The 20452-nt window shown below is 39.5% G+C and carries 22 protein-coding genes; 9 read left to right on the top strand and 13 right to left on the bottom strand.

The window, feature by feature from the left end:
- Nucleotides 1-231: 231 nt before the first annotated feature.
- From MUB18_RS15460 to MUB18_RS15445, 4 genes are all read right to left on the bottom strand, one after another.
- On the bottom strand, nucleotides 232-1365 hold the full coding sequence (locus MUB18_RS15460; protein ID WP_248753728.1) for a nuclear transport factor 2 family protein: 1134 nt from the start codon (nucleotides 1363-1365) through the stop codon (nucleotides 232-234).
- 12 nt (nucleotides 1366-1377) lie between these two features.
- Nucleotides 1378-1842, bottom strand: a complete 465-nt coding sequence (locus MUB18_RS15455; RefSeq protein ID WP_248753727.1) for a nuclear transport factor 2 family protein — start codon at nucleotides 1840-1842, stop codon at nucleotides 1378-1380.
- Nucleotides 1843-1950: 108 nt separating this feature from the next.
- Nucleotides 1951-2982: a helix-turn-helix domain-containing protein gene (locus MUB18_RS15450; protein ID WP_248753726.1), complete on the bottom strand. Its 1032-nt coding sequence runs from the start codon at nucleotides 2980-2982 to the stop codon at nucleotides 1951-1953.
- A gap of 291 nt (nucleotides 2983-3273) precedes the next feature.
- Complete coding sequence (locus MUB18_RS15445; RefSeq protein ID WP_248753725.1) at nucleotides 3274-4470, bottom strand: MFS transporter; 1197 nt, start codon at nucleotides 4468-4470, stop codon at nucleotides 3274-3276.
- An 88-nt stretch (nucleotides 4471-4558) separates the two neighbouring features.
- Between MUB18_RS15445 and MUB18_RS15440 the strand changes: the two genes are divergently transcribed.
- The 6 genes from MUB18_RS15440 to MUB18_RS15415 all read left to right on the top strand — a co-directional run bounded on the left by MUB18_RS15440 (nucleotide 4559) and on the right by MUB18_RS15415 (nucleotide 9068).
- Nucleotides 4559-5404 (top strand): AraC family transcriptional regulator, encoded by an 846-nt coding sequence (locus MUB18_RS15440; RefSeq protein ID WP_248753724.1) that lies wholly within the window; start codon nucleotides 4559-4561, stop codon nucleotides 5402-5404.
- 359 nt (nucleotides 5405-5763) lie between these two features.
- The gene (locus MUB18_RS15435; protein WP_248753723.1) at nucleotides 5764-6390 is read left to right on the top strand and encodes a DUF4304 domain-containing protein; all 627 of its coding nucleotides are present in this window, start codon (nucleotides 5764-5766) and stop codon (nucleotides 6388-6390) included.
- 63 nt (nucleotides 6391-6453) lie between these two features.
- On the top strand, nucleotides 6454-7095 hold the full coding sequence (locus MUB18_RS15430) for a hypothetical protein (RefSeq protein WP_248753722.1): 642 nt from the start codon (nucleotides 6454-6456) through the stop codon (nucleotides 7093-7095).
- 160 nt (nucleotides 7096-7255) lie between these two features.
- Nucleotides 7256-8086 (top strand): SMI1/KNR4 family protein, encoded by an 831-nt coding sequence (locus MUB18_RS15425; protein WP_248753721.1) that lies wholly within the window; start codon nucleotides 7256-7258, stop codon nucleotides 8084-8086.
- Nucleotides 8087-8313: 227 nt separating this feature from the next.
- Nucleotides 8314-8841, top strand: coding sequence for a hypothetical protein (locus MUB18_RS15420; RefSeq protein WP_248753720.1), 528 nt, complete (start codon nucleotides 8314-8316; stop codon nucleotides 8839-8841).
- A gap of 47 nt (nucleotides 8842-8888) precedes the next feature.
- A complete protein-coding gene (locus MUB18_RS15415) occupies nucleotides 8889-9068 on the top strand; it encodes an NAD(+)--rifampin ADP-ribosyltransferase (protein WP_248753719.1) in 180 nt (59 codons plus the stop codon).
- Here MUB18_RS15415 and MUB18_RS15410 read toward each other — a convergent pair.
- A complete protein-coding gene (locus tag MUB18_RS15410; RefSeq protein ID WP_248753718.1) occupies nucleotides 9037-9360 on the bottom strand; it encodes a winged helix-turn-helix transcriptional regulator in 324 nt (107 codons plus the stop codon). The two genes, MUB18_RS15415 and MUB18_RS15410, sit on opposite strands and share 32 nt — an antisense overlap.
- Nucleotides 9361-9804: 444 nt before the next feature.
- Here MUB18_RS15410 and MUB18_RS15405 point away from each other — a divergent pair, with 444 nt between their 5' ends.
- The 3 genes from MUB18_RS15405 (at nucleotide 9805) to MUB18_RS15395 (ending at nucleotide 12199) form a co-directional block, all read left to right on the top strand.
- Complete coding sequence (locus MUB18_RS15405; RefSeq protein WP_248753717.1) at nucleotides 9805-10863, top strand: ankyrin repeat domain-containing protein; 1059 nt, start codon at nucleotides 9805-9807, stop codon at nucleotides 10861-10863.
- 201 nt (nucleotides 10864-11064) lie between these two features.
- Nucleotides 11065-11859 (top strand): SDR family oxidoreductase, encoded by a 795-nt coding sequence (locus tag MUB18_RS15400; RefSeq protein WP_248753716.1) that lies wholly within the window; start codon nucleotides 11065-11067, stop codon nucleotides 11857-11859.
- Between the two features lie 22 nt (nucleotides 11860-11881).
- Complete coding sequence (locus tag MUB18_RS15395; RefSeq protein WP_248753715.1) at nucleotides 11882-12199, top strand: nuclear transport factor 2 family protein; 318 nt, start codon at nucleotides 11882-11884, stop codon at nucleotides 12197-12199.
- A gap of 249 nt (nucleotides 12200-12448) precedes the next feature.
- Here MUB18_RS15395 and MUB18_RS15390 read toward each other — a convergent pair whose 3' ends face one another.
- The 8 genes from MUB18_RS15390 to MUB18_RS15355 form a co-directional block, all read right to left on the bottom strand.
- Nucleotides 12449-13270 (bottom strand): alpha/beta fold hydrolase, encoded by an 822-nt coding sequence (locus MUB18_RS15390; RefSeq protein WP_248753714.1) that lies wholly within the window; start codon nucleotides 13268-13270, stop codon nucleotides 12449-12451.
- Between the two features lie 165 nt (nucleotides 13271-13435).
- Nucleotides 13436-13951, bottom strand: coding sequence for a DsbA family protein (locus tag MUB18_RS15385; protein WP_248753713.1), 516 nt, complete (start codon nucleotides 13949-13951; stop codon nucleotides 13436-13438).
- A 2-nt stretch (nucleotides 13952-13953) separates the two neighbouring features.
- Nucleotides 13954-14415, bottom strand: coding sequence for a redoxin domain-containing protein (locus tag MUB18_RS15380; protein WP_248753712.1), 462 nt, complete (start codon nucleotides 14413-14415; stop codon nucleotides 13954-13956).
- A gap of 11 nt (nucleotides 14416-14426) precedes the next feature.
- Entirely contained in the window at nucleotides 14427-15128 is a 702-nt protein-coding gene (locus MUB18_RS15375) for a YoaK family protein (RefSeq protein WP_248753711.1), read from the bottom strand.
- A 26-nt stretch (nucleotides 15129-15154) separates the two neighbouring features.
- Complete coding sequence (locus tag MUB18_RS15370) at nucleotides 15155-16201, bottom strand: cupin domain-containing protein (RefSeq protein WP_248755937.1); 1047 nt, start codon at nucleotides 16199-16201, stop codon at nucleotides 15155-15157.
- A gap of 233 nt (nucleotides 16202-16434) precedes the next feature.
- Entirely contained in the window at nucleotides 16435-16986 is a 552-nt protein-coding gene (locus MUB18_RS15365) for a hypothetical protein (protein WP_248753710.1), read from the bottom strand.
- A 21-nt stretch (nucleotides 16987-17007) separates the two neighbouring features.
- Complete coding sequence (locus MUB18_RS15360; protein ID WP_248753709.1) at nucleotides 17008-18066, bottom strand: NADH:flavin oxidoreductase/NADH oxidase; 1059 nt, start codon at nucleotides 18064-18066, stop codon at nucleotides 17008-17010.
- Nucleotides 18067-18070: 4 nt separating this feature from the next.
- The gene (locus MUB18_RS15355; RefSeq protein ID WP_248753708.1) at nucleotides 18071-20293 is read right to left on the bottom strand and encodes a hybrid sensor histidine kinase/response regulator; all 2223 of its coding nucleotides are present in this window, start codon (nucleotides 20291-20293) and stop codon (nucleotides 18071-18073) included.
- Nucleotides 20294-20452: the final 159 nt, after the last annotated feature.

The following is a 20452-nucleotide window of genomic DNA, read 5'->3' as shown; positions in this document are numbered from 1 at the left end:
TCAGATAGATACCACGAAATAAAAACGTCATAGCAAAACAATGATCAATAAGGATTTGCGCCAGACAGAGCGAAAAGTTCAATTGAAAAACGATTTTTCAATTGAACATGATCCATATCTGCAGCTTTTGTTTTCGATCAGCTGCCCAGACGCAAATCCAAATATTGGCACTTATTACAGTAACCACATGAGAGGTATTGATTTATGTTTCCAAAGAATAGGTTTGATTGCTTATTTGCCTTCCATAGGGATCAAATCTCTCCACGAATAACTTTTATGCACTATTTTCCACGCACCGCCATACTTGAGGAGTAAAAAATAATCGGTGAACATACGCACATTTGGAATTAGAATCTCCGCCTTTGCAATGGCGGCATCTTTCGCTATGTCAATGGAGATGATTTTCCCGATTCTGTTTGTTTTTTCACCTACCTGTACATTCGAGATATACTGTTCACCTGAGCGTATCCACAAGGAATCTGTTGCTACGGTATACAAATTGAAACTGGTATGAAAGGCTTTTCGAAGTCTTTCTGGTTGTCCATTTGCCGTCCCTTCTATGTAGTGAAGCAGTGTTTCAGTCACTTGCTCTGAATCGGTTTTAACACTTCCATTGGGATTTTTAAAATGATGCTTTAACATTTTCACCACTTCACCTGCCACTTGGGTCGCGGAACTTGGATCTTGACCTGTTACAAATCTACCGTCGACTAGATGAAAACCATCGCCAGCTTTTTCAGAGTAAATAAAATTGCCTTCATTTTTTTGAATGGCCTGGTCCATGGAAAACGGAAATGATTTGTAGTAATCCATCTCGGTGTTTTCAAATTTGTCTGGGTAACCGGTGATTCTTTTTCCTGCATATAAAGATTTTCCATTTTCGTCTTTTAAATAGGCAATACCAGCTGTTCCGTGACAGATGGTGGAAATTACACCATTTTTATGGTAAATATTTCTGGCTATTTTTTGAATAGTCGTATCTTCCGCAACTCCAAACATGGCAGCGCCACCGCCACTGTAAAAAATGGCGACATAATTTTCGGCTATTATTTCGGTTGGTTTCCAGGTATGCTCTAATTTATCCATAAACCAGGCGTCATAGAGATATTTCTTTTGCAGACTATCGGAAGTATTGAGGTAACCAATCGGGATTGCACCACCTTTGGGACTGATGAAATCAACTTGGTAACCAGCTTGTATAAAGACTTCATAAGGTTCAATAATTTCCCCGAAATGGTTGGACGCACTGATTGTGGTGCTTCCATAAAAATCCTGATTGGAAGTAACAAACAAGATTTTGTTTTGCGCATAAATGCTTGTGCTCCAAGCTATAAAAGCAAGGAGCACTAAGAATAGTTTATTCATCGATAAAGATGTTTATGTGGATGGATTTGCCGGGATTTCTACTGTTCTGTGCGGACTTCTGGTCGAAATTTTATCGACAATAAACCAACCTTCGTTCGTCTTCATCAAATTAAAATAATCGGTAAACAGCAATTTTGCCGTGCTGATCTCTACTTTTGCGACGGCAACAGTATGGGTAATATCAATAAAAACAATACGCCCGGACCATTTTGGGGATTTTGCGTGCGGAGCTATATCGAATCGTTCCATATATTTTGGTTTCTTGATGATATTTATTTTGTCATCCTCAAGATATTTTAGTTGCCAAGAATCATGAAAGGATTGTGATACTTTAACGGAATCGCTCGTGCCAATTCCATCTATGTAGAGATGGAGGGTTTTCTGAACCAGATGCCAGTCGTTTGTGCCCTCATCAGTTTGGGCATTTACATGCAGAAGCAACAAATTTAGCCCGATAAATAAAAGTACTTTTCTCATTTTTTTAATGATTTAGATGTGTTAAATTAATGAGTACAAATATCTGATAAAGGCTTTTGATAGGGGTTTTGGTTTATAAATGGGAAGTTTGATTCTATAAAATAGAACTTATTTGGAATTCAATTTTTGATATTCTGCCGGTGTAAAACCTGTGATATTTTTAAATGCGGTAAAGAAGGTTGACTTTGAAGTAAAGCCACTGTCATAACCTAAACTTTCGATCGTATAGTTGCTTTGCGTTTCTAATAATTGTTTTGCTTTTTCAATGCGATGTTCTTTGATGAGACTGGAAAACGATTTTCCCAACTTTTCATTGATATATTGGGACAATAAATGCTTGGTTACTTTCAATTCTTTTGCGGCGATCTCCAGGGTAAAATTGGGGTCAAGGAACAATTCCTGCTCCACCATCAGCGCAAGTTTTTGGCGGATTAAATCCAATGTTTCTGGATCAATGTCTTTGTTTTTGTATTTTTCCTTTTCCTGAAAAAAAGTTGTTTCCCGGCTATTTCTAAAGATGACCAGTAATAGAATTAAGTAGAAGACAAAAGAGAACGACAGGGAGCCCACGATATAAGAGGCGTAGGTTCCAAATTTGTAAGCAAACCAAATGATGGCAACACCTGCATAAATACTGAGCAACCAAACATCGAGATCCTTTAATTTTTCTTTTGCCTTTATTTTTATTAAAATCGGTCTGAGGTATTTAAAAGATACTATCATATAAACCAGCCATTGCAGGTAAATACCCAGGACGATCCAATTGCTCCAGACCTGGCGGTGTTCGGTATAAGGGTAGCCCATTCCTAAAATTGTGATCCCGATGACGAAAGGTAGGGTCTGAATAGCCCAATTGGACTTTTTGTTGTCGGAAAAAGATTGGAGATACAAAAACAGAAATGGGCCAATCAAAATACAGGCGGAAAGTCCAATTTGAATAAAAATATTGGACAATTGTGGATTAAAATAGAAAAAAACTGACTTAATAATTCTGATGCTTAAAACCAGCAACAACAAGGCTAAAAAATAGTTGGCAAAAGCTTTTTTCTTCGTATGGATCGCAAAATAGAGGGAAAGTAGTAGACCATTGAAAGCACCTAATGCACTGAAAAAGAAAAGTAACTGATTGGGTTCTGTCATTGATTGAAGTAAAAATGTTTCAGCTAAAATAGTAAAATTTTATCTGATAGTTTTTATAAATTATCGTGATTATGGTCGATTATTTCTCTTACCCTGATTTCTCTTTCCTTGGGTTTTCAGTACTGATGATAATGAAATCTGCAGATTCATTGGAGTAGATCAAGGATTGGAAGTGATGGAATAGCAATTTAATTTTCCGTTAATTACTGTTCAGGTCAGTATTGCATCCATAATAAAAATCAGCGACTCCGCCTAGAAGTGCTGATTTTTATAATAACATTATCCCTTATTTTAATCTACTTCATGTTGTAGAGACGGAGATACGACTTTGTCTACGTGATCGATCTCCTCGTTTTCTGAAAGATCTTTAGGAAAGGTCACAAAACTCAGCAAAAACGTTATGGTCAAGAGCAGGATACTGACCCATAACACATTGTGAACGCCGTAATAAACACTGACGAGTCCTCCCAGAAAAGCTCCCAAGGATATGCCAATATTAAAGGAAGAAGTCAGTAGGCTATTGACAAATTCTAAAGCGTGATGGGGGACAGATTGTGTGGTGCGGATATTTGATGCTAGAAATCCTCCTGTATGGATCATTCCCCATAGCGATACGATGATCACCATCGGAATGTAATGTCCTCCAAAATAATAAGCGAGAATCTGCACGGTCACTAAGAGTATTAAAAATAGTCTTGCCGTCAACAGCACATTGCGGTTCAAGGCCAGTCCCATCAGCCAATTGCCTAAAGTGCCCATACCACCGAATAGGAGCAGCATGATACTGATCTGTGCACCATCCATCTTGGTGATCTGTTCCAGGTACGTGGTCAGGTAGGTATAGCTGGCAAACATCGCTGCTAAGGTAGCGATGGTCGAAATTAAATTGAGCCATAAAAGTGGACTTTTTAACACCGCTACCTGGTTTTTCGTAGAAATGGATGGATCTGCCGGAAGAGAGGGTATAAAGAGCAAGAGACCAATAAAAGCAATCAAACTAATGGCGCTACTCAGGAAAAAGGAAGCTTGCCAATTATCGAACAGGTCTACGGCATAGGTGGTGAGGGGAATACCGAGCACCGTTGCCAAACTTAATCCCAACATGACGGTAGATACCCCTTTGGCACCTTTTTCCTTGAAGGCAATGGCGATGGCGATATTCCAAAATAGGGGATGCAAGATCGCAGGCAAGATCCGGGCAACCATAAGCATATTGAAATTGGTAGAAAATGCCGAAATTAAGTTGGATAGAACAAAGATACTCATGACCAGACAAAGCAGGAGTTTTCGGTTGATTTTGGTCGTAAAGGATGTGATAAAAGGGGACGATACGGCGACCGTGATCGCAAAGGCACTCAGGAGCCAACCTGCCGTATCGATGGATACATCAAATTGTCGACTGATAGTCGGCAGGATGCCGACGATTCCAAATTCAGTGGTTATGATGCCAAAAGCTCCCAGTGCTAAGACGTAAATAGATGTTTTCATGAATACTTAAAATTAATATGTAGCAAATTTGAACAGAAAAATCTTAAATAATCAGTATATATTAATGATAAATAGGTATTTTTACCCTATGAAACGAGAGAATATCGATCAATTGGTAAAGGTAGAATACCTGCAGTCAGTCAGCTGTCCACTTCAAGATAGCCAGTTCTCCTTTTTCCAAATCGTGTATGTCCTATCGGGAAAAGGATTTCTGAAGATCAACAACAATATGGCTTCATACAGTGAAGGCAGTCTGATCCTGCTGACACCAAATGATCTGCACTACTTGGAAATTCAGGAAAATACAGATCTTTTGCTGGTGAAGTTTAGTGAACGCTATGTGAAAAACTACAAGTGGAACAGTATTAATTCGATGCAATGTCTGCTGTATGGTGCTTCCTTTTTGTCCGGCTGTATTTTGCAAAATAAGCCTGACATTGTTTTGGTTAAATCGATTGTTGATTCCCTGCTCCATGGTATCCATCATCCGGATCTTTATCAAGATGAGCTCACTTTAACGTATGTTAATGCACTGATCGTCATCGCTGCAAGGAATATTTCCAAGATGAGAGCGGAGCATATCACGTCCAATACGGATAAAAGAGTCATCGATATCATCGATTATATTCAAGGAAACATCCATGACCCAGCATTACTAAAAGTCTCTTCGATCGCTAAGAAATTTGGCTTTTCAGAAACGTATCTCGGGAGTTACTTTAAAAAGCAGTCTGGAGAAACGATCCAGCAATATATCTTGAATTATAAGATGAGATTGATTGAACATCGGCTTTTATTCAGTGATATGCGGGTCAATGAAATCGTAACGGAATTTGGTTTTTCAGATGAAAGCCATTTGAATAAGTTTTTTAAAAAACGGCACCATATGAGCTTGACGGAATATAAAAAGGGGAAAGAACCTCAAGTAGTGGCTTAATGTAGACTCGAGACGCACAAATACATAAGAAGAGCTAAGTCCTGATTTTAGCGCAGTATTGATTTTAAAGAAATTCCAACCATAATTTTGAACAAATATAGCTGTAGATTATTGATTTTTTAATTATTTATACAGAACTTTAATGCTAAACGTTAATGTCATCAATATGATAAAAATAAGTAGCAATTTTTACAGTCGAATTGGTTTTTAAAAAAATACCAAAACTCTTTTGTAAATGATGATATAGATTAAAACTAAACCGAGCAACTGATTGTTAACTCTTTAAGGAATTTCGAATGGAAATTTGCAGACCAAGATGCAATGATCTAAATGTTGGCGGTGATTTTTGACGAAGTACGATGAAAGAAAAATTGAATCAGATCATTTCAGAAGTAGTAAAACCAGTACTCAAACAACATGGCTTTGGCAAAAAGGGCATGAACTTTTATAAAAGAATCGGTGATTTAATTTTCCTGGTAAACATTCAAAAGAGTCATGGAAATACGGCTGAACAGACTAAATTTTATATAAATTGTGGAATCCATTCTACGGATATGGATCGAGTAATCGGTCGTTCGGTACGGGTAGAGCCAAAAGAATATGAATGCTATTACAAGGATAGAATTTCTTCGATTGTCCATGCAGTCAATGACGGTTACTTGATCAGCAGTGATACGGACTTGCAAGCTTTAAATTCGACCATCAGCACGGATATAACAGCGGTGATTTCTCTGTTTGATACCATCAGAAAGACAAGCGATTTGACCGACTTGATGGTGGATAAAAGTGGCTTGAATCATTATCGGGAACTCGTTGAGTATTTTTTCTTAACCAATAATCAAGCCGATACAAAACGCTTCGTGAAAAATTTGCATGGAACTTTTGGGCAGGAAAAAAGATGGCAAATTTTTGAAGATAATCTGTCGGCGTTATTAATAAAAAATCAGCGAAAAGAAACTATTCAAGAACTATTAGATAAAGGATAACACGAGCTGTGAGCTAAGAATTGACGAAAACAAACTGGAACTGAATTTAAAGATTAAATAGACATGAATAAATTTTTTATCGTATTGCTGTTTTTATCTTTTATTTTTTTTGGTTCTCGCCCTCAAGATCAGGATGAGTCCAAAAACGCAACAGCAATCAGCCCATTAGCAATCAGGCTAAGCGAAACGGAAATTTTTCCATTTTCACTAACTGAAATGGAAAGCACAAAGGGAGCACAGCAAGACCGTTTGGATAGGGCATTTGTGGGAAAAACAACGCAAGAATTAAATCAATATAACTTGCACACATGCTTAGGGTCGATGCTTGAAGATGAGTCCGAAAATGACAAGTACGCAATGGCCATATTTTCTTTAAACCGGGACAACTGCCAACATGGTAAAAATAAAATTGTGCTGGAGAAGTTTATGCATTATTATGAGCAGGGTAAAGCAAACTTTGTTATACGCGACGAGCTCATCGTAATCAGTGATTATCCCAAAAGGTGCTATTCCAATGTTCGGCTAAAATTAGATCATCAAAAGCAGGAAAGAAATTATTTAATTGAATATGAAGATAATGCTAAACCAATGTTAGAAAAAATCCATAAATTATGGGAGATCGATCTAGAGAAAGAAAAATTTAAGGAAATAGCGTTGCCTAAAAATTTGCAGTGTTATAATCCGGACTATGCAGAGGGAATATAAAACTAAGATCCAATAGGATTTTTGCCCGTGAGGTTGAATATCCAAGTTAAATGCTGGTTTTCAATTGAATGTGATTGATCCATGTATCATCACTTTAATAGACCTGTAGTATCAATCTGTTAACTATACTAATTACAAACCCATATAAATAGATCATCGTATGACAAACAGTGAATTAAAAAATATTTGGAGTGTTCCCAAATATTTGCCCTATGTGCAACCCGAGTTGACTCCTGAGATTTTGGAACAAGCGGAGAAGCAAATTGGATACAAACTTCCTGCGAAACTGATAGAAATTCTAAAAATTCAGAATGGCGGTTATATCCGTTATAAAATTGCGGAAACCCCTCAGGAACAGATCATGGGTATCGGACCTTATTTTCCTTCATTGACGGACTTTGATTGGACAGAATCTCAAGAATATGTGAGTTTTGAACTGGATGGACTTGTTCCGCTTGATGGAGATGGACATTGGTACATATGTTTGGATTATAGGGAAAATAAAGAGGAACCGCAGGTTGCATGGATCGATATAGAGTGTGACCATCAGGAAAAAATAGCAAATTCTTTTGCTGAGTTTTTAGACTTGTTAACACTGGATGTCAATGAAGGGGATTTAGTGATCCAAACTGAACACTCCATAGAGGAAAATGCTAAACAGATCGAGCAGATCCTTGAAATAAAATTTGATGCACCTGAGCATTTTAACAGCGGATACGCGAGCTATCGAGGCAAATATAAAGATAGTTGGATCTGGTTGACTCCAAACCAAGTACCTGCTGGATTTGTAAGAGAAGATGACAAACGCTATCATGAACTGAAAGACAAAATGAGCTTTTCTGCTGTACAATATCTAGATATTCCTGAAAAAGATCTATTTCTTGTCCTTTCTGAAGAAGATTTAAATAGCGAAGTCATGGAAAGACTGGGCAACCACAATATGAAAATAAGACCCATTACTGAACTTTTGCAAAATAGCATGACGGGTTAAGTAGGTGCTCTTTCACCTATTGGATGGAACAGCTTTGACGGTATGCGCTTATGCAATTGGATAGCTATTGCGTCATTTAGCGTTCGGGCTAACGGTCGACAGACCATTGACCGAACGCTGTATCGCAACGAATAGTTAAAAAAAGCTGATGAAAAAGACCTATTAATTGTTTTTTATTCTTACATTAAATAATCGGATACGATATCACTAACTCAAAATTTTGAATCATGGGGACACTACTCTTAAGCGGAACGCTGCTCTTGTTACTTGCTTGCACAGGCCAAAGTAGCCCTGTGAAGCATCCATCTGAGGATGCTGTAGCTGCTGTTCAGCAAGAGCGAAAACAGTCTCAAAAAACCGCTATCATTTTGGACGCTTTTCAGATTTTGGATAGTGATGGTGGATCTAAAAATTTTGTTTTACAGATGGATAAAGAAGGAAAGTGCTACCTGGGCGAAGAGTTTCTCGGCACGATCACCGCATCGGGGGAATTGAAATCTGACAAAGGGGAGATACTGGTTCATTTACGTGGAGATGAGCTGCTATCCGATGAAGGAAAAGTGATACTGCTGATTAAAGAAGATGGTACGATTGTCAATGGATCAGGTAAAGATATCACGTGGGGAGCTGATGGTAGACTCAAAAGTGATGAATTGGGTCTGAAGCTTGTTCCTGCAGACAGTAAAGCAAAAAGAGCTGCTTCGCTGCTGATGTATTCGTATTTTGGTTCTGCAAATGCAGAACCTCAGCCATAACGTAAACCCAACTCGTTGTAAAAGGGAATAGCGCCAAATATAAACTGATGACCAACGAGCAAAACAACTGGCATATGGCAACGGCATTTGCCCAAACCTATTTTTATGGTACAAAGGCTGACTTAAAAATTGGCGATCTCATTCAGGCGGGTTTTCAGTCGAATCAGCAAGATAGGCAATTCAAGTATATGTATGTTATGGACATTCGGGTTGTAAGCGTTGCATAATGACCTCACGTAATTTTTCGGCATGTTCATCGCCCCAGTTTCCCAATGTAGAGATGACCGGAATGAGTGTTTTTCCAAATTCTGTTAAACTGTATTCGACTTTAGGTGGTACGATAGGATAGATTTTTTTGGTAATTAATTCATGTTCTTCAAGTTCCTTGAGTTGAATATTCAATACGCGCCTTGTGGCATCGGGTATTTTACGTTGCAGTTCACTGGGACGTTGATACCCTTCATGAATAAACCAGAGCAAGCGGATTTTCCATTTGCCATACAGGACTTCGCCAATCAAATCCAGACCGCAATTTAAGTTTGGTAAATTTTTTCTTTCATACATCGTACAAAGATAAACCTATGTTCCAAATGCTGCAATAGGGGAAAAATTTATCCCTATAAATCCGATATTACAAACTGCACTTCAAGTTGTGATCATCGTGGCGCTCTGTTCCAGTACCTACAACAAAACCGTGGGCAATAGGCCGTTCTTATTTTGCGATCCAGATGGAAATTTGATCAACTTCTATATGTGTGTCCGTGAACAAGCTAAAACTAAATTTGGATAACAAATAAGCATATCAGCTAATCAGTATTTTGCGATAAGAGGACGAAAGAAAGTCATTAAACAGGTGTCATTTTAAAACTTTTTATCTTAAATTTAGATGTGTACGATACTCAACAACTTGTATCGGCCAAAATCGTTGGTGGCATATGTAATCGAATCCGAAACTAAAAGAAAATGGCAAAAAAGAAAAAAACACTTCCCAAGAATTTTGATGAGTTAATCAAGGAAAACAAGCTTGAAAATCTTAAAAAAGTATTTGATACCTGTGAATTAGATGCAAGAGGTGGTTATGGAAAAGCAACGGCACTCAGCTTTTTTCATGTGCCTGATGAACTGGTTCGTTGGATGGTAGCAAGCGGAGCCGACATCGAAGCTGTGGACAGTTACAACCGTACAGCTCTTCACCAACATGCGATGACTCGAAGTGGCGATATCACGGTCTTTTTAGAACTTGGAGCAAATATACAGGCTGTGGATATCTATGGCGATACACCATTGCATTTTGCTGCGGGAAGTAGTTTTAATGTTTCATCTGTCAAAAAACTGGTTGCTCATGGGGCTGACACCCAGGCTTTAAATGCGACTAAACAAACGCCGCTTGAAAGGGCATTATCTCGCGCAAGCAATATCGACTTGATCCCGTTGGTGGAAGTATCGCGTATATTGCTCCAAGCCAATACCGAAATAACGCAAAAGATGAGGGATGAAATTATTCGGATAGGTGAGAATTTTGAATTCCATCGTGAAAATTTTAATAAAGACTATCTGCAAGAAACAGATCATGCACTCAGCAATCTTTATGAGATGTATCAAGTTGTACCTGTTAAAAAGCGTATCATGCATGATGGCGTGGCACCAATAAGCGTAGGTGGTACAAATTGGAAAGAGCAATTTGAAGAATTGTGGGAGCTTTTAATTCCTGCTAAGGGGAGTGCCCTAACAGTGCAAGGAGAGGTGGTCCGCATCGCTGGGAAAGTGCGTGATGAAATCTACCGAAATGGCGGGGGAAACTGGGACAAGGATTTTAAAAAAATGTTGGATGCATTTGACATACACGTATCTTCTGAACATGCTTTAGCTGCGAAAGAACTGGAAGAAGCCCGTATTCTTATCAAAGAGATTCGTAACACTGGATTTGCTGATGACCTTAATTTTTTGTGTGAACTTGCAACCAAGTGGGTACTTCTTAATCCGACTCCCATCTTGCTTAATAAGCCGAACTATACAAGATAAAATCGAAAACAACACTTTTAAGAAACGATAGATCTATCCGATCTTAGCTTGAGTTTTGATAGAAATCTTTCCTACTTGAAACAAGTTGTCGGGATATTAAAAATACTGCAATAGGGGAAAAATTTATCCCTATATGAATCGTAACTCCGTACTTGTGAGATCTGTACATAAGACTGAACTTTGTCCTAAATATTTCAATATATGGGACAAGAATTTAATTTTAATCATGAATTGGAGGGCAAAATTGCCCTCGTAACAGGTGGTACAAAAGGAACGGGTAAAGCCATTGCAGAGCGACTTTCAAATGCGGGTGCCACTGTTGTCATTACAGCGAGAAATGCACCTGATACGTTGCATGATCATCTGTATTTTATTGCTGCTGACTTGAGTGAAGCCGAAGGAGCGAGACGCGTAGCGGAAGAAGTTTTAGCAACATTTGGGAGACTGGATATTCTGATCAATGCGCTCGGGGGTTCGGAAACCCAAGGTGGGGGTTTTGCTGTACTGACCGATCAGGACTGGGAGCAGACGATCCGAACGAATCTGCTTGCTCCTGTACGGCTGGACAGGGCATTTTTACCACAAATGCTTGCGCAAAAAAGTGGTGTGATCATCCATATTGCATCCATTCAGGGAAGATTACCGTTATACGATTCTACTTTGCCTTATGCTGCAGCAAAAGCAGGGCTAATCAATTATAGTAAAGGTTTGTCAAAAGAAGTTTCGCCTAAAGGGATACGGGTACTCACCGTTTCGCCGGGTTGGATCATGACGGAATCATCAACGAGAATGATGGAACGAATTGCGGCAAGTACAGCTATCACGATAGAACAGGCGACGCAAAGCGTTATGGACGCATTGGGGGGAATTCCAATAGGAAGACCGGCACAACCCGAAGAAATTGCTGAATTTGTTGGATTTTTGGTTTCGCCAAGAGCCCATTACCTGACTGGTACAGAATATATCATGGACGGAGGCACAATTCCCACGATTTAATAACATTTTAACTCATAAAAAGATGAATTTACCAAAAGTAGTAGCCGATCTCGTACAGGCACAGGACAACTTTGATTCTATTGCTTACGCGAATTGTTTCGCAGAATCAGCCGTAGTTTTTGACGAAGGAAAAACACATAACGGCAGAAAGGAAATAGAAAATTGGATAGAAAGAGCCAACAAAGAATATCAAAGTACGATGAAACCTCTTGCATATTCAGAAACTGACCAGACGTTGAAAGCTGAAATTGCAGGCAATTTTCCGGGAAGTCCGCTAATATTGACTTATCACTATGAATTTAAAGATGGGCTGATTCAATCTCTGAAAATTACCGGTTAATGGGATCATTTATGTTCCATAACCGCCGATCTATTCAGGTTGATCATTGGTCATCATGATCTGGCCTTATCTGGAAAGGGGTATGTTAAGAAAGGCTTAGATTAATAAAAAATCCAAGCCTTTTTAAAGATGTATCGGTGCGATACATCTTCTTATTCAAGTTGATCTGATACTTCAGCATACGGTAATCTAACGATCTGCTGTGACGTCTCTTATATACGAACCGCTCCATTGTCTGGTATCTATCTGTTAAGACTCAATAAATGCCAACAGGTCTTTATTAATGGTTTTGGCTTCTGTGGTTGGCATACCGTGAGGGAAACCAGGATATGTGATGAGCTTTGCGTTTTTCAGTAATTTAGCTGATTTGACACCTGCATTTTGGTATGGAACGATCTGATCATCTTCACCGTGAAGAACTAAGACCGGAATGTCAACAGCTTGAAGATCTTCTCGAAAATCAGTTTCAGAAAATGCTTTGATACCTTCATAGTGTGCAACTATTCCGCCCATCATCCCTTGTCTCCACCAGTTTCTTTGCACTCCTTCTTTGACATCTGCACCTGCTCTATTATAGCCATAGAAGGGGATGGTCAGATCGATATAAAACTGTTGTCTATTGTTTAACGTCTGATCTCTGATCTGATCAAAAACCGCAAGTGGAACACCGTCTGGATTGCTGTCACTGGCGATCATGATTGGCGGAACAGCACTGATTAAGACTGCTTTTTTGGCTCTTCCCTGAGCATATTTATTTACATAGCGGATCACTTCTCCGCCACCCGTAGAGTGTCCAATGTGTACAACATCTTGGAGGTCAAGAAATGAGACCAGTTCTGCAGCATCCGCAGCATACGTCTCGATGTTGTGACCATAAATGTCCTGGCTAGATCTACCGTGACCCCTTCTGTCGTGCGTGACTACTCTATAACCTTTTTGTAAGAAGAAGATGACCTGTGCATCCCAGTCGTCTGAAGATAGGGGCCATCCATGATGAAACATCAATATGGGTCCTTCTCCTTGATCTTTATAAAAAATCTCTGTACCGTCTTTTAATTTAAGTATGCTCATTGTGTTAATTTTTAAGTATTGTTGATTTATATTAATTATTTCTTGTCTTAATTTTTTAGCTAAAAAGGTTCAGTGAAATGCAACCCTAGTTTCATATGGTATCCCGTTCGTTTTGGTAAAATATAGACAAGGATGATGCTAGGTGTCGCTGTCAACTATTGCCTTTTATTCGGCATTTTCGTCCAAAAGTCGAATTAAATCTATGGCAGCACCATCAAATTTTTTACCGTTGACGAAGAAGGAAGGCGTTCCATTTACGCCGCTGATAATTCCACTTTCGAAATCAGAATCTATTTTTTCTGCTAATGCTAGATTTTCAAGATCTTCTTTGAATTGGGAGATATCAAGTTTTAATTTTTCCGCTAATTTTATCAGCAAATTCTCATTCAAGTCTTTCTGATTTTCGTAAATAGCATCATGAATTTCCCAGAACTTACCTTGAAGATTTGCTGCTTCAGCTGCAATTGCTGCTGGTCTAGCATATGGATGCATTTCAGAAAGCGGAAAATTTCTAAATACGAATTTGATTTGACTTCCAAATTGACGCATTAATTCTTTAAGAACTGGATATGCGGCACCGCAGTAGGGACATTGATAATCTCCAAATTCTACTATGATGAGCTCGGCATCTAAATTGCCTTGTGCATGATCAGTGTGGCTGACGACTGGTTTTAATGACATAATTATTTTGTTTTAAGCATTTCTAAAGCTTCTAAAATTCCATCTGCTCCGGGATTGATTGCTGTAGGAGACAGGTAACTCCATGCGATAATCCCTTGTTTATCGATCACGAACAATGCGCGTTTACATTCGCCCTCTTCCTCATCGTAGACACCATATTGTTTAGCGATTTCTCCTTTAGCTTCGAAATCTGCTAATAAGGGAAAGTGTAAGTTACGGGATTGTGAGAAGGCTAAGTGACACCATTTACTATCTACAGATATTCCGAAAAGCTCTGCATCGTACTGTTTGAAAAATTTTAACGTTTCATTGTACAGAGCCATCTGATCACTACAAACGGGACTCCAGTCGGCAGGATAAAAAGCAAGAATAACATTCTTCCCTTTAAATTCGGAGAGATTAATTTTTTGATCGGGCGTTGCATACAATGTAAAATTGGGCGCAACATCATTTTGCTTTAACATAGTGTAAGTTTTTAAGGTTTAATAGTACAACAGGAGAGCCATAGACCAGCAATCAATAACAACAGAGCAGGAAGGATCAAGAACCAGTTTCTTAGTGCATCGAGCATGAGCGAAGCGGTATATGCACCAGATATAAACCCTATCCATACCAAAGAAAGATGATAGGCATGGGTCTTATACTGTTGTCTTTCCATTTTATCTTTGGTCATACTGAACATGGCGGTATTTCTTGCTAAACTGTTCAACGTGCCTGTCACGAAATCTGTATTTACTTTTTGGTTTCCGACAGCTGTTACAATCGTATTCATCAATCCGGTTGAAAATCCAATAATCGCAATGGATGACCCGATGTGTATTGTATAAATATAAGCAATTATCGTATAGCAAGTTAGCATGAATGAAACGATATAGCATGTGAATATTTGGTAATCCGTTTTTTTCCATAGTGATAGGCATGCTCCTGCATAAATCCCTAGGAGAAAGCAACTGATGGCGATACCTGAAGTCATGATGACCCCATCTTTATCCGTTGAAAGCGCGACGCCCAATTGCGTTGTGTTGCCGCTCATAAAAGATACATAAATCTTCCACTTGATCAGTCCTGTCGCATCTATGTATCCGGCAATAAAAGCGAGATAGATGGCTAATCTTTCTTGTATCCTGACAGATTCTTTGGAGTCAAGATTATTGGGTTTAACGCAGGGATGATCCATGATTGTACTAGATCTGAATTAAATCTTTATTTTTTAGGTTGAATGAAAAGCTGCTTGGCTGGGAATCTTTCAATTTCTCCGTTTGCCAAACCAAAATTAGTCACCACGACATCTCTTGGATTTCCAGCTAGCCATGCGCTCAAATCAATTGACTGGTAGGTGCCGCTGTTGAATCCGATCAGGATTTCACATACTGTATTTCCAGTATTTTTGATGTAGTGGCCAGCGCCCATCGGAACATATCCGACGTCTCCTGCATTAAACTGTTCCGTTACGACTGTACTTTCTGCTAAGAAAACCGACATCTCTGCCTGTCCGGAAATATAATATTGCCATTCATCTGCATTCGGGTGCCAATGCATCTCTCTTAAGGCGCCAGGCTGTAATGTTATAATGGAGCCCGACATCGTACTGCTGATGGGAAATTCTTTGCTGGTAACCAATCTTTGTAAACCACCGCCGGGAACGATCCTTGGCTGTTGGGCGTGCAGAGGATAACGGTGCAAACTTGTTAATTCGATATCCGATTCACTAGGACGGGGGGCTGCAATAAATGAAGATTCATCTGGAACTACTCCTGCTGCAAAATAGACTTCCTTTTGGGGCAATGCTGCAACTTCTTCCAGTATCAAATTTAGATTTTGGGCCACAATCTCGGGAGGCATACTGGAAACAAAATCGGTCGCACTGAAGGTATGATCCTCAGAGAAATTGCCATTGTCAAAAATTAAGATGAAATGGCATTCAGTAGTTCCGGTGGCCTGAATAGAGTGACCGTAACCTTTTGGAAAATACCAGACATCACCTGGTGCAAAATTGTCCACATAACTGTGTCCGTCGGGATGAATGATCGTGGTACGTACAGTTCCTGAAATCACATACGCCCATTCCGCGGCGTTGGCATGCCAGTGCAGTTCTCTCATGCTTCCTGGCTGTAGTCTCATCGAAACTCCTGCAATACCAATCGACGCTGGGAAATCGCTTACTGATGCTCCTCTGGTAGTTCCACCATCGTTGGTACGGGGTTCTTTTTTCTCTAATTCGTATTTGAAACTTAATAATTCATTTTTCATCATCCTATCTTTATATGTTTGTCTTTATTCTATTCTAAATCTACGTAGGAATAAGGCATTTCGGAATTGGCATTCGATGAATAGGCAAAATGAGTCGGTGAAACTTTGAAAGAAATAGTTGCGGGCTAATCGATAGGAGATAAAAGATCGCATCATAAGAAAAAAATCCACTTCAATTGGATTGAAATGGATTTATAGGATTATTAAAACGAGGACTGCTAAGTAAACTGATACTAGCTATACAGCCATTTTTTGATGAGTTTGGTATAGTTTGGCATCACGACAAATACCATGAGCAGAACGATTATACCGGAATTGAAGAATCCATCCACATAGTGGTTTGCAGGAAGTTTCAAAAATCTCCATATTGGAACTGTGATCAGGGGAATGATGATCGATAGGGGATAAATGGCTGACCAGGTGACCAGATACTGTTTCCAGCGAACGGGTACGGTGTTGCTTTCGGTTTCATCATTAAATAGAAAATCCAGACCTGATTTTATCTGATACCGGTCATTTTTTCTAAAGAAAGGATGGGCCTTTTCAATTAATTTTTCTCGGCTGTCTGACTGCATCCATTTTTTTAGATTGTGGATGGTATCAAACCGGATAATTACGGTATAAACGAATGTTAATTGAGGTATAGGACGGACAATCTGCAAGTCTATAAAACCTGTTGAATGTTGGGTAATGGGAACAATTTCGTCCAACCATTTTTCATATTCGGTCTGTTTGTCATCCAAAATATGATGGGTGATGACCACGGATGCGCCAGAATTTTCCATATTGATGAGAATTTAGTAAAATTAAAAAGCTCTTTTATACTGCCAAGGGATTTCGGTTTCTATTTGCAGCTCTTTCGCGGCATGCAATGCAAAATATGGATCTCGTAAATGTTCTCTTGCAATAAAAACCAGATCGGCCTCTTCATTTGCAATGATACTGTTTGCCTGCATAGCTTCTGTAATCATTCCGACTGCTCCGGTTGCAATAGCAGTCTGTTGTTTTATGGTGGAGGCAAATGGTACCTGGTAATTGGGGAAAACCCGATCTTTACTGACATTTGCAAAACCACCTCCAGAAGCTGTGATGAGGTCTACACCATTTTCTTTCAGTATTTTTGCTAAGACAATGCTGTCTTCCAATGTCCAGGCATCTGCGGTTTCGAGATAATCGACAGCGGAAATCCGAACGAGTAACGGCATTCCATCTGGAAGTACTCTTCGGACTTCAACAACAGTTTCTACCAGAAACCGAATCCTATTTTCTAGGCTCCCACCATATTCGTCCAACCTTTTGTTGATCCATGCAGAATAGAACTGATGGAAAAGGTAGCCATGTCCAGCGTGTAATTCTACTGTATCAAATCCTGCTTCTACAGCACGAAGTGCAGCATCAGCAAACTTTACTTTTAATTTCTGAATTTCATCAATGGATAGCTCTTGCGGAATGATGCCATTCATTTCTGTGGGTGAAGAAGATTTTACAGTCCATCCTCCTTCGTCCTTGGTGAGCGGCTTCATACGTTCGTTAGGATGTTTGAGACTTCCTTTTCCACCAGAATGCCACAATTGGATTCCGATTTTTGCATCCTGATCATGGACAAATTCGACGATTTTTTTCCAGGCATTTTTTTGTTCGTCGTTCCAGATTCCGACATCGCTTAATGTTGCCAGGCCTTTGGGTTCAATGGCCGTACATTCGGTCATGATCAAACCGGCACCTCCTACAGCACGGCTGCCAAGATGCACCATGTGCCAGTTGCCCGGTACACCGTTTATTGCACTGTACTGTTGCATGGGTGAAACAACAATTCTATTTTTCAAGGATAGCTGACGAAGCTTTAAAGGAGAGAATAAGTCCATTTTTTTAATTTTTAGGTTGGTTAAGTGATTGTAAAAATAAGGTAGCTTCTTCATACGCCCTGTTAATGGTGTTTGTGATTTCTGCTAAAGCTTGTGTGATGTTAGGTTGTTGTGCGGTTGCCATTTCAAGCAGATTTACCTTTTCTTGTAATGCTGCTAACAGTCCCATCATTGCCAAACTTGATTTTAGATCGTGCGCTCTTAATTTTACGGTAGTGAAATCCTGATTTTGATAAGCCAGATTGAGTTGGTTTAAATTTGATGGAATATGGTCAATAAACTGTTTCGTAACTGTTTTTTCAAAAGTAGTATCACCGCCGCTGATGGAGCGCATATAACTGAGGTCGATGCATTGAAATTGGATTGGAGCGGCTTCTATGATGACCTCTTTTTTCGGATTCTCTTTTAGTCCGAAAGTAGAGATTAATTTTAACAGGTCCTCTTCGATGATGGGTTTAGAAATGTATTCGTTCATACCCCGGCTAAGGCACTTTTCGCGTTCGCCCGCCATGGCGTGTGCTGTCATGGCGATGATCGGTATATCCAGCTTCAGCACTTCACGGATGTGCTGAGTGGCCGCGTAACCATCCATTTTGGGCATCTGGATATCCATCAATATCAAATCGTAGGTTTCCTCGGTTAATTGTTCTATTGCTTCTAAACCATTAGATACGATTTGAAAGCTGATGTTCCACTGTAAGAGCAGATGATTAAGGAGGCTTTGATTGAGGGCATTATCATCAACCACCAGAACACGAAGGGGAGTACCAGGTTGTTTTGGGAGCGAAGCAGTTCGGTCGGTCGAAATGACATGGAGCTGTTCTTTGGCGATCCCATAAGGAATATGAAAAAGAAAAGTTGTTCCTTTTCCTTTCTCACTACTGACTGTGATGTCCCCATTTTGTAAAAGAATTAATTTTTTGACAATGGATAGTCCTAAACCTGTACCTCCGAAGTTGCGGGTAATGGAATCTTCGCCTTGATTGAATCGTTCAAAAACTTCATGTAATTTTTCTTTGTCAATCCCGATACCGGTATCAGAAATTTTGAATTCAAGAACGATATCTTGCCCAATTTGAGATCGATTAAGAACTTCAATATTAATTTTTCCTTGATGCGTAAATTTTATTGCATTTCCGATGAGGTTGACTAAAATTTGTGTCAATCTGGTGGCATCCCCAGTCAGTGTATCCGGAATGGAGGGATCTACGCTGCTGTATATGGTCAGTCCCTTTTCTTTGGCCCGTTCTAGGAATAGCGTTTCTACAGAGTTGATTAAGCCCGTAATGCTGAATATTCCCGGTGTGATGCGCATCATACCGGCTTCGATTTTAGATAGGTCTAAAATGTCATTGATTATGGCCATCAGATTTTCTCCGGCCCGCTGGATGGATGAAACAAATTCCGCGGATGTGGCATCCAATGGCCTTTTTTGCAACAGATTGGTAAAACCTAGAATGCCGGTCAGCGGTGTTCTGATCTCGTGGCTCATATTTGCCAGAAAATTTTCTTTCGTTTGCGCAGCGACTGATGCTTTTTTCTGGGCAATATCCAATTCTTTAATCAATACATGTTGTCGGCGAAACTGACGGATAATGTGATATCCAATAATGGAACCACTGATCACCAATAATATGAGCAGTGACATGTCGTAAAGTTTCGCTTTTTTTCCCATCTCTGCATTTTTCTTACTGAGATCAGCGACCTGAAGTCGTCGGCTTTTGTAGATCTGCGCCGTGATATCTGTGATTTCGTTGGATATTTGTCTAGCCCGTGGATTGGCGATGGAAGTTTGGTCGTCCATATTTCCCAAAGTCTTGTAGCGTTGCAAAAGGGTTTCTTTGATCATCTTTTTGTCCATGGCCAAAGCGCCAAGTCGTTTTATCAGCTTCTGCTGTTGCGCATCTGCATGATCTTTTGAAAGGGAATCTAAGAAATTTTCTACATCATCGATTTTTTGATCGACACCGTTAAGATGTGTGGTATCGTTGGTCGCAATTGATGCTCTGATCCTGCTCTCTACCCCTAAGATATCTCGGTCAATTTCTCTCAAGTGATTGCTAGATGTCAGTTCATGGAGCAGTGTGTTGTTGTTTTGTATCAGTTCCTTGGTATTTCGAGCAGAATTGACCTGAACTGCGATCAATAATATAGAATCTGCAAGGAAAGTAAGTACTATGAGATATGCAAATCGTTTGTTTCCCATTACCGAAGAAATATGGATCATTGTTAAATGTTAAAGTGATGCGGATTGACTTTTATTTTGGAACTAAAAATAACAGTTTGTGCCTTTTGAATTGAAATACTTGTATTGATGAGCCCATAGGAGCGTGGTAAACGTTCTTTGCAGAATCGATTGGAGGAGGAAGATGGATCAGTTACATAC

Source organism: Sphingobacterium sp. PCS056 (genome assembly GCF_023273895.1).
GTDB lineage: Bacteria > Bacteroidota > Bacteroidia > Sphingobacteriales > Sphingobacteriaceae > Sphingobacterium.
The sequence above is the reverse complement of the archived record's forward strand: the minus strand, read 5'-3'. Positions and strand labels throughout refer to the sequence as shown.